Origin of the sequence: Corynebacterium gottingense, from assembly GCF_007559235.1 — a bacterium.
GTDB lineage: Bacteria > Actinomycetota > Actinomycetes > Mycobacteriales > Mycobacteriaceae > Corynebacterium > Corynebacterium gottingense.
The window spans coordinates 108,310-121,713 of record NZ_VMHH01000004.1; the positions used below are offsets into that span (position 1 = coordinate 108,310).

A 13,404-nucleotide genomic window follows, 5' to 3' on the forward strand; every position below is an offset into this window, starting at 1 on the left:
GCAATCGTAATCCAACCTGGGAGCAAGTATTGCGTCTCCCGTGGGCGAATATGAAAAAGCTCCCACGCCGACCTCGCGGCCGGGGCGGGAGCGACGACGCTCAGCGTCAGTTACGCCATCTTGTTCAGGGCGGTAGCCATGTTGGACTTCTTGTTCGCCGCGCTGTTGCGGTGGTAGACGCCCTTGGTCACAGCCTTGTCAAGCTTGCGGGAAGCCACGCGGAGCTGAGCCTCTGCGGCAGCCTTGTCGCCGGACTCGACAGCCTCGCGGAACTTGCGGATCTCGGTGCGAGTGGCGGAACGGATGGACTTGTTGCGCAGACGACGCTTCTCGTTGGTGAGAACGCGCTTCTTCTGCTGCTTGATGTTTGCCATGATGTACCTCTTGGTCTTTCGTAAAAACGGATCGGTTCGTGTCGATCTCCCGGAAGCGGGGAAGAAACTGCCTGGCTGTAGCGACCCTCGTCGGCGTGCGCCGTGCGTTGGTCTACGCGGACCCAAGGTCCTGACCGCGTCGTCAAGCAAGCCCCGAAATGCCCCGGGCTGAAACAACCACTCAAACCTAGCAGTTCAGCAGGAGAAACCCCAAAACGTGCGCTACTCCCAGTCGAACCTGTCGCGCAGGCGGTTTGCTACACGCTCGAATCGGCGCTGCGGGATGATGGTGCCGGAACGGTGTAGGTCACTTTCCGGCACAATCATTGTCTTGTCCAGGCGCACCCAACAGGGCTTTCCAGAGGCGTTCCATTCGCCGGCACCGATGCCCAGCCAGCGTTCGTCGCTGGCGTGCTCGGCTTCGGAGGAGATGAGCAAGCCGAGAACTTCGCCGCGTTCGCGGCCGACGACCAGCATCGAGCGTTGCCGTGGCGGGTGTGAGGGGACGGTGACCCAGACAACCTCGCCGGGTTCGGCGTTGCCGTCCATATCGGGTGCGTAGTAAATGTTGCGCGGCAGGTGCGCCGTCGGCTTCACCGTGACGTAGGTGGCGGTGCGGGGCTCGTGCGCCGGGTTGCGGGTCCCCAGGCGCTCGTTGAGTAACGCGAGCCCCTGGTCCAGCGAACCTACGCGGTGCTCGTCTTTGCTCCCGCGGTTGCGCCTGATCAGCTTGGACGTTGTCGCCTTGATCTTGTTCAGCGGTTGAAAGCTTCTGGGCCTTTTGACCAGGCGCGGCTTGTCGCCCTGAGGGGTGGGGTCTCCGTGTGATTCCACGCTGCTGAACCTTCCGTCCGTGTTGCTGGACACTCTAGGCGCTCGCAGCGGGCGGGACAAGTGGTTTCGCGTGGGTTGTGCCCGGTAGGATGGTGAAACTATGGCTGCCACTACGAAAAATTTTGCGGAAGAGACGTTTACTTCGCCCGAGCGGATCCGAAACTTCTGCATTATCGCCCACATTGACCACGGCAAATCTACGCTCGCTGACCGGATTTTGCAGTTGTCAAACGTGGTGGCTGCGCGCGAGATGCGCGACCAGTACCTGGACAACATGGATATTGAGCGCGAGCGTGGCATCACGATCAAGGCGCAGAATGTGCGTCTTCCCTGGACGCCGACGACCGGTGAGTACGCCGGCCAGGACACGGTGCTACAGATGATCGATACCCCTGGCCACGTGGACTTTTCCTATGAGGTTTCGCGTTCCCTCGACGCATGTGAGGGTGCGATCTTGCTTGTCGACGCCGCGCAGGGGATCGAGGCCCAAACCTTGGCCAATCTGTACATGGCCATGGAGAATGACCTGGAAATCATCCCCGTGCTGAATAAAATCGATCTGCCCGCCGCGGACCCGGATAAGTACGCTGGGGAGATTGCCAACATTATCGGTTGCGAGCCGGAGGACGTGCTGCGCGTCTCCGGGAAGACCGGCGAAGGCGTGGCGGAGCTGCTGGACAAGGTTGTCGAGCTCGTTCCGCCGCCGACGTCGGAACACGGTCCGGATGCGCCTGCGCGCGCCTTGATTTTCGATTCGGTCTACGACACCTACCGCGGCGTGGTTACGTACGTGCGAATGATGGACGGCAGGCTCGAGCCGAACCAAAAGGTGCAAATGATGAATACCGGCACCACGCTGGAGATCCTCGAGATCGGCGTCGTCTCTCCAACCATGAAGAAGACGAAGGGGCTGGGCCCGGGCGAGGTCGGCTACCTGATCACCGGTGTGAAAGATGTGCGCGAGACGCGCGTGGGCGACACGGTGACCTGGGCGCAGAAGGGTGCCACCGAAGCGCTGGAGGGCTTCGAAGACGTCAAGCCGATGGTCTACTCGGGCCTGTTCCCGGTCAGCCAGGAGGATTTCCCAACATTGCGTGAGAGCCTGGAGAAGCTCCAGCTCAACGACGCCTCCTTGACTTGGGAGCCCGAAACGTCGGTGGCGCTGGGCTTCGGCTTCCGCTGTGGATTCCTCGGCCTCCTGCACATGGAGATCACCCGCGACCGCCTCGAGCGCGAGTTTGACCTGGACTTGATTTCCACGGCACCGTCGGTCACCTACCGCGTGATCGCCGAGGACGGCACTGAGCACCTCGTGCACAATCCGTCGGATTGGCCGGGTGGCAAGTTGCAGCAGGTCTTCGAGCCGGTGGTCAACATGACGATCATCGTGCCGCAGGAGTTTGTCGGCTCCACGATGGAGCTGTGCCAGTCCAAGCGCGGTCAGATGAAGAACATGGAGTACCTGTCCGAGGACCGCGTGGAGCTGCGCTACATCATCCCGCTCGGCGAGATTATTTTCGACTTCTTCGACATGCTCAAGTCGCGCACCAAGGGCTACGCCTCGCTCAACTACGAGGAGGCAGGTTGGCAGGAGTCGGACCTGGTGAAGGTAGACATCCTCCTGCAGGGCGATCCCGTGGATGCGTTCTCCGCGATCGTGCACCGCGATTCCGCCCAGTGGTATGGCAACAAGATGACGAAGAAGCTCAAGGAGCTCATCCCACGCCAGCAGTTCGAAGTGCCGGTGCAGGCGGCGATTGGTTCGAAGATCATCGCCCGCGAAAACATTCGCGCGATGCGCAAGGACGTCCTGTCGAAGTGCTACGGCGGCGACATCTCGCGTAAGCGCAAGCTGCTGGAGAAGCAGAAGGCAGGTAAGAAGCGCATGAAGGCGATCGGGTCCGTGACGGTGCCACAGGAGGCATTCGTCGCGGCCCTGTCTACCGACGAGGGGTAAACGCGGCAATCAGCGCCGCGGACGCCATCGTCGCTACCGTGCCCAGGGGGCCGGAGCTTATCGACGCCCCCATCACCCACACGTTTCCTACCAGGTGCAAAGCCCACGCGGCCTCGATTCCGTCGGTGCGCCAGGTCAGCCACGCCGCGCAGGCGGCAAACACGGCGACGTCGACAATCGTGCCGGTCCCGCCCGTGTGCAGCGCAACGAACGCGAGCGCGGGCATGCCGTAAGCGATAGCGGGGTGTGCGCACCAGCGCCCGAACGCGCCCGAGCCAATGATCTGGGGGAGCGCGGCGCGGAACACGAGCTCTTCTGCTGCCGATTGCAGCGTGATCACGGCGCACAGCGCACACACCATCGCAACCGAGCACGTTTCGCTCACCGGGGCGGGCTCCCCGCTGACGCGTGCCCACACGACGGCGCCTGCCGTGGCCGCAGCGTAGAGACCAACCGCGAGGGCGAGGGCACGCCCCGCTACGGGCCACCTGATGCGCCGCGTAGTTGACACCAGTGACGCGGGGTGGCGTCCGGTGCACGCGGCGGCGAGGGGCGCCGCCGGCAGCGTCGCTGCGAGAATCAGCAGCGGCTCAAAGAGTGCTCGCTGCGCGGGGTCGTCGAGCAAGATCCCGCGCGAGCTGCACAACTGGATGGCGAGCGCGGCGGCGACGCCGAAGGCGGTGGCAAACGCCGCGAGCAGCGCGAGCTCCGCTGCGCGAACCCACGTACTGCGCCCGGGGCGCGCGTCGGCGCTGCGATGGAGCGGTACCGTCATGCGCGCACGCTGCCGCCAGCAGTCGCAGTGACTGTCAGCGAGAGTTCTGCAGACGCACCCGGGGCGAGCTCAACACCTTCGCGGTTTTCGCCCAGGAGCGCGGGTTCGACGCAGACGAAGCGGGTCCAGTCGTCCGCGTGCAGCCCGTCGGCGGCGGCGCATTCCTCAGGGCCTGGGTTCCACACCACGACGTGGTCGGTGCCGTGGGTGCGGAAGGTGAGGGCGCGGTGGTCGTCGATAAGCATGCAGTCGTTGGTGGTGCGAACGACGCTGTCGACCTCCCGGCCAAATGCGAGATCGCCGTCAATCCTGCGCGCTTCACCCGCGACCTTGTCAAAGTAGGGCTGGTCGGCGAGACCTGTGACGCGTGCGCGCGCGGTGTCGACGGCCCAGTAAGGGTGGAGTGCGAGCTGAATACGGCGAGACTCCTCGTCCTCATTGACCGCACGCAGCGTGAACGCGGGCTCGGGGCCGCGACGAACGGTGTAGATCAGGCGGAGGCGATCGTTGCTGAGTTCCGCAGTGGTGGTCTCGCCAGTCTCCTCGGTGATGACCCACGGCAGGGTGCGCGCCCACCCGTGCATCTGCGGGCCCAGCGTTTGCGCAAACCACGGCGCCACCACGGGCACGCCGCCGTGCTCGGGCCCGGCGGACGAGTTGAACAGGAGGTCGCCGGTGGGGTGGGGGAGGGTTCGCAGGTGGGCATCGGTGGTTGGCATGGGGGCAACCTTACTGCCAATGATCGGCAGCGCGATGAGTGCGAGGGCAAACGCGCCAAGTTGGCCGACAACGGGCAGCAGGACGCGCGCCGATTCCAGATCAATAAGACCGGAAAAACCTTGCGTACGAGACAGTGACGTTATTGACAATGTGCAGCGCCACCGAAAGCTCGATCCCGCCCGAGCGGTGGACCAGCAGCGAGGCAATGAGCGCGAAGACCACAATGGTGACCATGCCGCCGCCGCCCGCGGTGTGCCCGACGACGAAGATCGGCAGGGCCAGTAGGTATGCGAGCCACGGCGAGCGCATCCACGCGCCGAAGTTTTGCACAACCACTCCGCGAAAGAGCAGCTCTTCTGCGAGACACTGCAGCGGCACCAGGCTGAGCACGATGGCGACGCTCCAGAAGAAAGTTGGGTCCAACGGGGCAGGGGGCGCGCCGTATATGGCGATGTCGGCAACGAGCGTGAGCAGGCCTGGCGCGGCAAAGACCGCGAGCGCGGGCAGGAAGTAGCGCCACCGGAACCGTCGCTCGACCGACCAGAGCGCGCGCACGTCGCGCCCTGAGGACCACGCCGCTACGAACGCGGCCGGGACCGTCATCGCGAGCGCGCCGAAGCCAACCAGCATCGATGTGGGGGTGCCGTCCGCAATACGACCGATACTCTCTTTGCCGTTGATGAGAATGAACGCGACCACCCACACTGCCTGGAGTGCGACGAACAGTGCAGCGGCGACTGCGATCTCAAGAAGCGGACGCCACCAGCGGTACGGGCGGATGCGGTCGCGGCGCGCTAGGCGGTGGAAGGCGGGGATCATGCGGGGAGTGTCTACGATCGCAGGCATGGAGTCAACTGTAGAGGTCACCCGAGGCCAATGGTCCGTCTTCGCTCGCGTGTTGGGAGACACCGGCGCCCCCGCGTTGCTGTTTTTGCAGGGAGGGCCGGGCTCGCCCGCGCCGCGCGAGCGATTCGCGTGGATTGAAGAGGCGCTGCGCCGCGGTTACCGAGTCGTGCTGCTGGACCAACGCGGCACCGGCCGGTCGACGCGCGTCGACGCCGCCACGCCCGAGCTCATCAACGCCGATACGTTGGCGCAGCTGCGCGCGCCCGACATCATCAAGGATACGGAGGCGGTCCGCGAAAAGCTCGGCATCGAGCGCTGGGACGTACTGGGGCAGTCCTTTGGCGGGTTCTGTTTGCTGCACTACCTGTCGGTCGCGCCGGAACATATCGGGGTGGCGATGTTTACGGGCGGGTTGGCGTCGATAAGCGAGGGGCCCGACGCGGTGTACGAGGCGACGTTTGCGAAGCTGCGCGCCCGCCACCGCGCGTTCAACCGCAGCCACCCGGAGGCGGAGCGCACGATGCGCGAGGTGTGCCGTCACCTTGAGGCCGCCGAGGAGTGCCTGCCGACAGGGGAGCGGCTCACCCCGCGCCGTTTCCGCACCGTCGGCATTGAGCTTGGGCGCGAGGGCGGCTTTGCGACGCTCGCGAGCCTCCTCGAGTCACCCTTCCACCCCAACGGACGCCTGCGCACCGACTTCCTCGCAAGCGTAGGGCAACGCGTCAGCTTTGCCCCCAACCCGCTCTATGCCGCTATCCACGAATCCATCTACGGCGGCACCGTGCCGGGGGCGACGAACTGGTCTGCCGAGCGGGTCTCGCGCACCATCGCGGGGTTCGGTCCCGACGCCTCGCCAGACGACGAGGAGTTCTACCTCACCGGCGAACACATCTTCCCCTTCCAGTTTGACGAGGACCCCGCGTTGCGCCCGTTCAAGGACGCGGCGCACGCACTCGCGGAGAAAACGGATTGGGGTAACCAGTACGCGGGCGTCATCGCCGGCGCGGCGGCGCACGAGGCTGCGGGCGGCAAGCGCGTTGCAGCCGTCTACACCGATGACATCTTCGTACCCCGCGAGCTGTCGCTGGCCACCGCGGACGCGCTGGGTGTGAGCGTGTGGGAGACCGCAACGTACCAACACGACGGCCTTCGGCGACACGGGACGGAGGTCATTGGGCGGCTGCTGGAGATGGCTGCGCAGCGGTAGTGCGTGTGGGGTGCACGCGCGGTTGCGCGCGGGCTATGATCGGGGCATGCAACGACCGGTTCCCCGCGAGCAAGTGCAGTTGAGTCCCGCCGAGGCGCACGAATTTGAGGACCTCACGGCCGTGTTTGAGCGAGTTGAGGAGCACCTGCTGAGTTGGTCTCTGGTGCCCCGCATCCGCGACTAGCGCGCAGCCCCCGGCAGCTCGTCACCGGAGTTTGGGTACGACGGCTGGGCGCCTGGGCGCTGGACCGAAAACGCGCCGACGCGCGCCGCGTAGGCGGCCGCGTCATCCAGCGAGTCGCCGACGACGAGCCGGAAGCACAGGGCGCCAGCGAACGAGTCCCCGGCACCGACAGTATCTACCGCCGTCACGCGCGGGCTCGCGATGTCGCGCAGGCCGTCAGCATCGGCGACGAGCGCGCCCGCCGCACCAAGCGTGAGGACGACCGACGCAACCCCCGCGTCGAGCAAGCGCTGCGCCAGTTCGGGCGGGGTTCCCGAGCCGTCGAGGCCAAGCTGCGCCAGGATCAGGCCGGCCTCGTGTTCGTTGGCGAGCAGCGGATCGGCCGTGAGCAGCGCGTCGCGCGGTACGTCGACAACGGGCGCAAGGTTAATCACCACCCGCCCGTGAGCCAGCTTGACGGCCTCGGCGAACCCGTCCGCCGGAATTTCGCCCTGCAACAAGACCAGCGGCGCCTGTTCGATGGGGGCACGGTGCGCGCGCACGAACGTTGCGTCGACCAAAGCGTTTGCGCCGGGGATGACCAGGACGGTGTTTTCGCCGTCGGCGGCGACGGTAATCACGGCGAGCCCGGTGACGTCGTCGACGTCCTCGAGGTGGTCGAGGTTCACTCCAGCTTCGCGCATGAGCGCGGTTGCTGGCGTGGCGTTCGCGTCGCGTCCGACGGCGCCGACGAGCGCCACGCGCCCGCCAAGCTTGGCTGCCGCGCACGCCTGGTTCGCGCCCTTGCCACCGGCGGTGATGCCACCGCCACTGCCCAGCAGCGTCTCTCCGGGCTCGGGGTGCCGCGGCACGTTCACGGTCAGGTCAGCGTTGACGGAGCCGACGACAACAATGTCGGCTGTGGCTGTGGTGTTCGCTGTGTTGCTCGTTGCGGCGGGACGGGGTGCGCTGTGTTGGCTCATAGGTCCTCATCGTACGGAAGATCGGTCGGGGTCTCGTAGGGGATGATTGCGTCGAGGAGCTGGTGGGTGTACTCGTGCTGCGGGTCGGCCCAGATTTTTTCGGTCGCTCCGTGCTCGACGATGCGCCCGCGGTGCATGACCGCCAGCCGTGGGCACAGCTCGCGGGCAACCTGTAAGTCGTGGGTGACAAAGATAAGCGTGCCGTCGCCGACGGTGGAGCGAAGCAGGTCGAGCACCTGGTGCTGCACGGATGCGTCGAGGGCGGAGACGGGCTCGTCGGCAAGCAAGAGCCCGGGGCGCGGCGCTGCGGCGCGGGCGATCGAGATGCGCTGGCGCTGCCCGCCGGAAAACTCGCTCGGCAGCCGCGATCCCGTCCCACCGAGCTCGACGGCGTCAAGCATCGCGTCGGCGCGCTCGGCGTCGACGCCGGCCTCGCGGATGGAATCGCGCACGCGCATGCGGGGGTCCAGCGACGAGTACGGGTCCTGGAACACCATGTGCAATCGCTTGGAAACACTCACCTCACCGGAATCCGGGGCCAAAAGCCCCGCGATGACGTGCAGGAGCGTGGTCTTGCCGGAGCCGGACCCGCCGACGATGGCCACGCGGTCGCCCTCACGCACGGTGAGGCTGACACGGTCGAGTGCCCGCGTTGCCCCGCGGGTCAGTGTGACGTCGGCAAGCTCGACCACGGGTTGGCGCAGCTCACGGTCGTGCGTATGCGGATCTGCCGCGGGCGGGCCCGGCTGCGCGGCGCGTGCGAGGGACCGGGCGTACTCCCCGTCGGATTCCTCGATGCGCCCGCGGTGGAAGACAAGGGTGCGGTCAGTCATATGGTGCACGACCGCGAGGTCGTGGGAGATGAACAGCAGCCCCATGCCTCGCTCGGTGACGAGCGAGTCGATGAGGTCGAGGACCTCCGTTTGCGTCGTTGCATCGAGCGCGGTGGTCGGCTCGTCGCAGATGAGCACGTCGGGGTCCTGCGAGAGGGCGAGCGCAATGAGGACACGCTGGCGCTGCCCGCCCGACAACTGGTGTGGGTACGCGTCCGTTCGATCCACGCCGACCTGGCGCAACAGGTCGCGGGGGACGAGCCGCCCAATCCTGGTCAGGGGATCCAGCGCCGTCATCGGTTCTTGGAACACCATGGCGACGCGTTGCCCGCGTACCTTTCGGCGGGTCCTGTCGCGGGTCCCCACCATCTCGATGCCGTCGACGGTGACCGAGCCTGAGGCCGGCGGAAGTCCGGGCTGGTCGGCGAGCCCCATGATGGACAAGGCGGTGAGCGACTTGCCCGAGCCGGATTCACCAATGATGCCGACCCGCTCGCCGCGTTCGAGGGTAAAGCTGACGTGGTCGAGGACGCCTGGGATGGTCAGCCCGTCGACGGTGATGAACGGTGCCGACGAGCCGTCTGCGGTGTTGTTCGCCGAAATCATTGTGCCCTCCGTTCGGTTCCGGTGCCGAGCAGGTTAAACCCGAGCACGGTCAGCGAGATAGCCAACCCGGGCCACAGCGCTAGGTGCGGGGACGTGGCCAAGAACGGCTGCGACGCCTGCAGCATGCGCCCCCACGACGCGTACGGCGCCGGGGTACCCAGGCCGAGGAAGGAGAGCCCCGCCTCCGCGAGGATTGCGAGCGCGAACGCGACTGACACCTGCACCGTAATAATGGGTGCGATGTTGGGGAGGACGTGCCGTAGCGCGATGCGCCACCCAGTGGCGCCAGAGATGCGTGCGGCGAGCACGTAATCCTGGTGCATGATCTGCATGGTGCCGACCCTGGCGACGCGGATGAATCCGGGCACGCCGGCAATGCCGACAGCGAGGATGACCACCCACATCGACGCACCGAACACGGCGGTAAAGACGATGGCCAGCAGCAGCGCGGGGAACGCCAGCAGCAGGTCCGCGCCCGCCATGACCACGCCGCCGCCACGACCTGCCGCGCCCCGCATGCCGGCGAGGACGCCCAGTGGCACACCGACCAGGGCGGAACCGGCGACGGCGGCAAGCGAGACCGCAAGCGTGAGGCGTGCGCCGTCCATGATGCGAGACAGAATGTCGCGGCCGAGCTCGTCGGTCCCCATCCAGTGCTGCCAGCTGGGGCCGACCAGGCGAGCAGCAGGGTCGGCGTGCAGCGGGTCGTACGGAGTCCATACCAGGGAGAGCAGCGCGGCGAGCACTGCCACTGCGACGAGCACGAGCCCGAAGGTGCGCGCCGCTCCGAAGCGTCTACGCGTTGTCACCATTATGCGAACCTCCCCGGCTGCCCAGCTTGTCTCGTTCGCGGATCGATCGCGGCGTAGCTGACGTCCACCGCGAGGTTGACCGCGAGCGTAAACGCGACGATGCACATCATCACCGTTTGGACCGCGGTGAGATCGCGGGTCGACACGGCGTCGATAAGCATGCTCCCGAGGCCGGGCACCGCAAACACGCGCTCAATCACCACAGCCCCAACGATGAGGGTGGACAGTTGCACGCCCGTCACCGTCAGTACCGGCAGCGCGGCGTTGCGCAGCGCGTGGCGCGCCAGGGCAGTGCTTACCGACGCCCCGCTCGCCCTTGCCGTGCGCACATAGTCTTTCGTGAGCTCCTCCGAAATCGCGGCGCGCACGTAGCGGGTGAGGATCGATGCCTGCACCAACGTCAGCGCGAACACCGGCAGCACGATGTGCGACGGCGTGCCCCACCCGTTCGCGGGAAGCCAGCCCAGCCGGACGGAGAAGCACGCGACGGCGAGGATGCCCACCAGGAATGAGGGGACCACGATGCCGACCTGGGTCAGCGCGTTGATGAGCGCGGCGTCGGCGTGGCCGCGGCGGCGCGCCAGGTAGGTGCCCGCCGGCACCGCGATGGCCAGCGAGCACACCATCGCGATGACGGTCAGCGTGAGCGACGCGCCTGCGCGCTCCGCCACGACGGGGGCGAGCTCAGTGCCGCTGGCCATGGAGATGCCGAAGTTTCCGGTGAGCATCCCACCTACCCAGTCCAGGTACTGGACCACGAGCGGACGGTCGGTGCCCAGCCGGTGGGAGAGCTCCGCGACCGCCTCGTCGGTTGCGCTCACGCCGAGGGCGACGCGCGCCGGGTCGCCGGGGACGGCGCGGAGCAACACGAAGATGATGACGCTCGCGGCGAGGAGTAATAGGACAAAGCGCAGGAGCGCGCGGCCGAGGCGCGCCGCGAACGCGGAGGCACCACCCCTGGCTCTGACCGTGCTGTCCGCACGGTGCTCGCGCGAAAGGAGCTTGCTCACCGTTCTACCTCCTTTAACGGTAGCGAGTCGGTGACGACGTTGGGGTTCAGGCCGTGCACGCCCGGGGCGTAGAGGACGACGTTTGGGGCGTTGACCAGGGTGAGCGCGCCGGCGTCTGCCATGATCGTGTCCACGGCGTGCACGCGGTCGCCGCTGCCGAGCGCGGCGCGCGCTGCCTCGGAGTCGTAGCCGAGGTAGTAGTCGGGGTCGCCAAACAGCACACCCAGGTCACGCGGTTCCACGTGCGCGACCAAGGACGCCTGGTAGTCGTGCCCCTTGAGCACGTCTGCGAGCCAGACCGCGGGGAACTCGACCGTTTCAAGGTGAACGCGGAATCCGACGTCGGTGAGCTGGGAGTAGATAAGTTCGCTGGCCGTTTGCGCGTACGGCAGGTTCGGCACGGTGATGGTGATTTCCGGAGCGCGCCCGCCGAGAAGCTCTCGCGCGCGTTCCGGATCGTAGGGGTAGTAATTCTCGCCCGTATACCAGGGGTCGGTCGGCGGCACGGGTGCGCCGCCGGTGTCGGTGGCGAGTCCGTTGTACACGACGCTATTCACCGCCTCGCGGTCGATGGCGAAGGCAGCAGCGCGGCGGACGTCGGGGTCATCAAACGGAGCGCGCTTGTTGTTCATGGAAAACAGGACCTCGCCGTTGGTGGTGCCGATGTCCACCGTGATGTCGTCGGGGAGCGCGTCGATGAGCTGCGGCGCCTGCATCGCCCACACCACGTCGGCGTCGCCAGTGCGCAGCGCGTTGACGGCGGCAATCGAATCGTCGAAGTAGCGGATTTTGGCGTCGTGCTCGGCGGGCTCGCCCCAGTAATCCTCACGCGCACGAAATTCAATGGCCTCGCCGACGCGGAAGTTGTCCACCACGTAGGGGCCGGTCCCGAGCGGATCCGTGGCGAGCCGGTCCACGCTCGCCGGCGCCATCATTGCACCGGTTAGCGTGCCCATGGACCATAACCAGTCCGGGCTCGGGGAGTCGAGCGTGACGCGGAGCGTGTGCTTATCGACGCTCACCGCTTCCCGCACCGGCGCCATCTGGCTCTTTAGCCCGTTCGTCCACTGGTCGTTGACGTAGTTGATGGAAAACGCGGCGGTGTCGGCGTCGAAGGGGGTACCGTCGGCAAATGTGACGTCGTCACGCAGGTGGAAAGTGTATTCGGTGCCGTCGGTGCTTTCCTCCCAGCTGGTGGCGAGGAACGGCTGCGGTTTACCCGATTCGTCGATCCGGACCAGGGTTTCGTAGACGTTGCCCATCATCGCCTGGGGGACGGCCGCGCCGCCGGTGGTGGTGAAATCCAAGCTGGCGGGTGCCGCTTGCGTGGCGACGACGACTTCTTCGCGGGCCTGCTCGGGGGCCGCGTCCGTGTCTCCTCCGCTGCCGCACGCTGCGGTGGTTAGCAGCGCGCAGGACGCGGCAAGCACCCCGGCGAGCCGGAGAGGGTGGGAACCAGCTGTGGAAGCCATGTGGAGAGTGTAACGGGGTCCACGCGGCGACTACGAATCGATTTCAAACCACAGGGGGGACGAGTGCCCCCGCACATTGTTCAGCCCGATGGTGATCATGTCGGCGCGGTAGGTTTGCACCGCGAGCTCGACGGGCCTGCCTGAGTGGTCGAAGACGCGCATCTCCACTTGAATCACCGGTGTACCCGGGGCGATGTCGAGCGCGTCCGCTTCGTTGTCGGTCGCGGCGTGGACCGTCAGCGCGCGGGACAGGTTGTTGAAGTCGATCCCACTACTCACGAGGCGGCGGTGAATGGAATCGTGCTCCGGATCAACCCCGTCAAGGGCGTTGGTCACACTGGGGTGGAAGTAGAGAGACTCGATCACCAGCGGGGCACCGTCGGCGGTGCGGGTGCGCTGCACGGTCACCGCCTCGTCGCCGCCGGGGACGCGCAGTACGTCCGCGGCGTGCTGCGGCAGCGGGGCGAGGCCGTAGTGCTCCAGGACCTGGCCGGGGGCCTTGCCCAGGTTCACAATCCAGGCCGTGTTGGATAGGATCTCTTCGAACGACTCGGTGCGAATGTTGGAGAGCACGAGCGAGCGCCGACCGCGGCCGGAGGAGATGAGTCCCTCGGCACGCAGGGTCGCCATCGCCTGTCGGACGGGGCCACGGGACGAATTGAACTGCTCGCACAGGTCCGCCTCAGAGGGGAGTGGTTCGCCCGCGGGGATCCGGCCCGTGAAGATTTCATCGCGCAGGTGCGCCGCAATTTCCTCGTGTTGTTGCGGGGGCCGAAGCGGCGAAACGGACATGACACTCTCCCAGCTATAGC

The 13,404-nt window shown here is 66.5% G+C and carries 14 protein-coding genes; 3 read left to right on the top strand and 11 right to left on the bottom strand.

Annotation, left to right across the window (positions count from 1 at the left end; genetic code table 11):
• Nucleotides 1-110: 110 nt before the first annotated feature.
• Nucleotides 111-374: a 30S ribosomal protein S20 gene (gene rpsT / locus FPH17_RS06620; protein ID WP_095275464.1), complete on the bottom strand. Its 264-nt coding sequence runs from the start codon at nt 372-374 to the stop codon at nt 111-113.
• 222 nt (nt 375-596) lie between these two features.
• A complete protein-coding gene (locus tag FPH17_RS11895) occupies nt 597-1,208 on the bottom strand; it encodes a type II toxin-antitoxin system PemK/MazF family toxin (RefSeq protein WP_244288073.1) in 612 nt (203 codons plus the stop codon).
• A gap of 100 nt (nt 1,209-1,308) precedes the next feature.
• On the opposite strand from FPH17_RS11895, the gene lepA reads away from it, so the two are divergent.
• Nucleotides 1,309-3,165 carry a translation elongation factor 4 gene (lepA, locus tag FPH17_RS06630; RefSeq protein WP_095546509.1) on the top strand — a complete coding sequence of 619 codons (1,857 nt, stop codon included), beginning with the start codon at nt 1,309-1,311 and terminating at the stop codon, nt 3,163-3,165.
• Here the strand turns inward: lepA and FPH17_RS06635 are convergent.
• The 3 genes from FPH17_RS06635 to FPH17_RS06645 form a co-directional block, all read right to left on the bottom strand.
• A complete protein-coding gene (locus FPH17_RS06635) occupies nt 3,149-3,940 on the bottom strand; it encodes a CPBP family intramembrane glutamic endopeptidase (protein WP_154879309.1) in 792 nt (263 codons plus the stop codon). The genes lepA and FPH17_RS06635 overlap by 17 nt on opposite strands.
• Nucleotides 3,937-4,659 (bottom strand): aldose epimerase family protein, encoded by a 723-nt coding sequence (locus FPH17_RS06640; RefSeq protein ID WP_154879311.1) that lies wholly within the window; start codon nt 4,657-4,659, stop codon nt 3,937-3,939. Before FPH17_RS06640 ends, FPH17_RS06635 begins: the two co-directional genes overlap by 4 nt.
• 100 nt (nt 4,660-4,759) lie before the next feature.
• A complete protein-coding gene (locus FPH17_RS06645; RefSeq protein WP_154879313.1) occupies nt 4,760-5,506 on the bottom strand; it encodes a CPBP family intramembrane glutamic endopeptidase in 747 nt (248 codons plus the stop codon).
• Between FPH17_RS06645 and FPH17_RS06650 the strand changes: the two genes are divergently transcribed.
• Together FPH17_RS06650 and FPH17_RS11900 are read left to right on the top strand one after the other, a co-directional pair.
• The gene (locus tag FPH17_RS06650; RefSeq protein ID WP_238397105.1) at nt 5,505-6,713 is read left to right on the top strand and encodes an alpha/beta fold hydrolase; all 1,209 of its coding nucleotides are present in this window, start codon (nt 5,505-5,507) and stop codon (nt 6,711-6,713) included. The two genes, FPH17_RS06645 and FPH17_RS06650, sit on opposite strands and share 2 nt — an antisense overlap.
• A 46-nt stretch (nt 6,714-6,759) precedes the next feature.
• Nucleotides 6,760-6,897, top strand: a complete 138-nt coding sequence (locus FPH17_RS11900) for a hypothetical protein (protein ID WP_165765481.1) — start codon at nt 6,760-6,762, stop codon at nt 6,895-6,897.
• Here the strand turns inward: FPH17_RS11900 and FPH17_RS06655 are convergent.
• From FPH17_RS06655 to FPH17_RS06680, 6 genes are all read right to left on the bottom strand, one after another.
• On the bottom strand, nt 6,894-7,859 hold the full coding sequence (locus FPH17_RS06655) for a ribokinase (protein WP_154879317.1): 966 nt from the start codon (nt 7,857-7,859) through the stop codon (nt 6,894-6,896). The two genes, FPH17_RS11900 and FPH17_RS06655, sit on opposite strands and share 4 nt — an antisense overlap.
• Nucleotides 7,856-9,298: an ATP-binding cassette domain-containing protein gene (locus FPH17_RS06660; RefSeq protein WP_154879319.1), complete on the bottom strand. Its 1,443-nt coding sequence runs from the start codon at nt 9,296-9,298 to the stop codon at nt 7,856-7,858. Before FPH17_RS06660 ends, FPH17_RS06655 begins: the two co-directional genes overlap by 4 nt.
• Entirely contained in the window at nt 9,295-10,107 is an 813-nt protein-coding gene (locus FPH17_RS06665) for an ABC transporter permease (RefSeq protein WP_244288074.1), read from the bottom strand. The genes FPH17_RS06660 and FPH17_RS06665 overlap by 4 nt, the downstream gene beginning before the upstream one ends.
• A 2-nt stretch (nt 10,108-10,109) precedes the next feature.
• Complete coding sequence (locus FPH17_RS06670; RefSeq protein WP_203085530.1) at nt 10,110-11,024, bottom strand: ABC transporter permease; 915 nt, start codon at nt 11,022-11,024, stop codon at nt 10,110-10,112.
• Nucleotides 11,025-11,116: 92 nt separating this feature from the next.
• A complete protein-coding gene (locus FPH17_RS06675) occupies nt 11,117-12,592 on the bottom strand; it encodes an ABC transporter substrate-binding protein (protein WP_154879325.1) in 1,476 nt (491 codons plus the stop codon).
• Between the two features lie 30 nt (nt 12,593-12,622).
• The gene (locus FPH17_RS06680) at nt 12,623-13,384 is read right to left on the bottom strand and encodes a GntR family transcriptional regulator (protein WP_154879327.1); all 762 of its coding nucleotides are present in this window, start codon (nt 13,382-13,384) and stop codon (nt 12,623-12,625) included.
• Nucleotides 13,385-13,404: the final 20 nt, after the last annotated feature.

Excerpts from the sequence above, each read along its gene's own strand:
- FPH17_RS06680 (WP_154879327.1), bottom strand. The coding sequence starts at position 13,384 with ATGTCCGTTTCGCCGCTTCGGCCCCCGCAACAACACGAGGAAATTGCG.
- FPH17_RS06675 (WP_154879325.1), bottom strand. The coding sequence starts at position 12,592 with ATGGCTTCCACAGCTGGTTCCCACCCTCTCCGGCTCGCCGGGGTGCTT.
- FPH17_RS11900 (WP_165765481.1), top strand. The coding sequence starts at position 6,760 with ATGCAACGACCGGTTCCCCGCGAGCAAGTGCAGTTGAGTCCCGCCGAG.
- FPH17_RS06655 (WP_154879317.1), bottom strand. The coding sequence starts at position 7,859 with ATGAGCCAACACAGCGCACCCCGTCCCGCCGCAACGAGCAACACAGCG.
- FPH17_RS06640 (WP_154879311.1), bottom strand. The coding sequence starts at position 4,659 with ATGCCAACCACCGATGCCCACCTGCGAACCCTCCCCCACCCCACCGGC.
- lepA (WP_095546509.1), top strand. The coding sequence starts at position 1,309 with ATGGCTGCCACTACGAAAAATTTTGCGGAAGAGACGTTTACTTCGCCC.
- rpsT (WP_095275464.1), bottom strand. The coding sequence starts at position 374 with ATGGCAAACATCAAGCAGCAGAAGAAGCGCGTTCTCACCAACGAGAAG.
- FPH17_RS06660 (WP_154879319.1), bottom strand. The coding sequence starts at position 9,298 with ATGATTTCGGCGAACAACACCGCAGACGGCTCGTCGGCACCGTTCATC.
- FPH17_RS06635 (WP_154879309.1), bottom strand. The coding sequence starts at position 3,940 with ATGACGGTACCGCTCCATCGCAGCGCCGACGCGCGCCCCGGGCGCAGT.
- FPH17_RS06650 (WP_238397105.1), top strand. The coding sequence starts at position 5,505 with ATGGAGTCAACTGTAGAGGTCACCCGAGGCCAATGGTCCGTCTTCGCT.
- FPH17_RS06645 (WP_154879313.1), bottom strand. The coding sequence starts at position 5,506 with ATGCCTGCGATCGTAGACACTCCCCGCATGATCCCCGCCTTCCACCGC.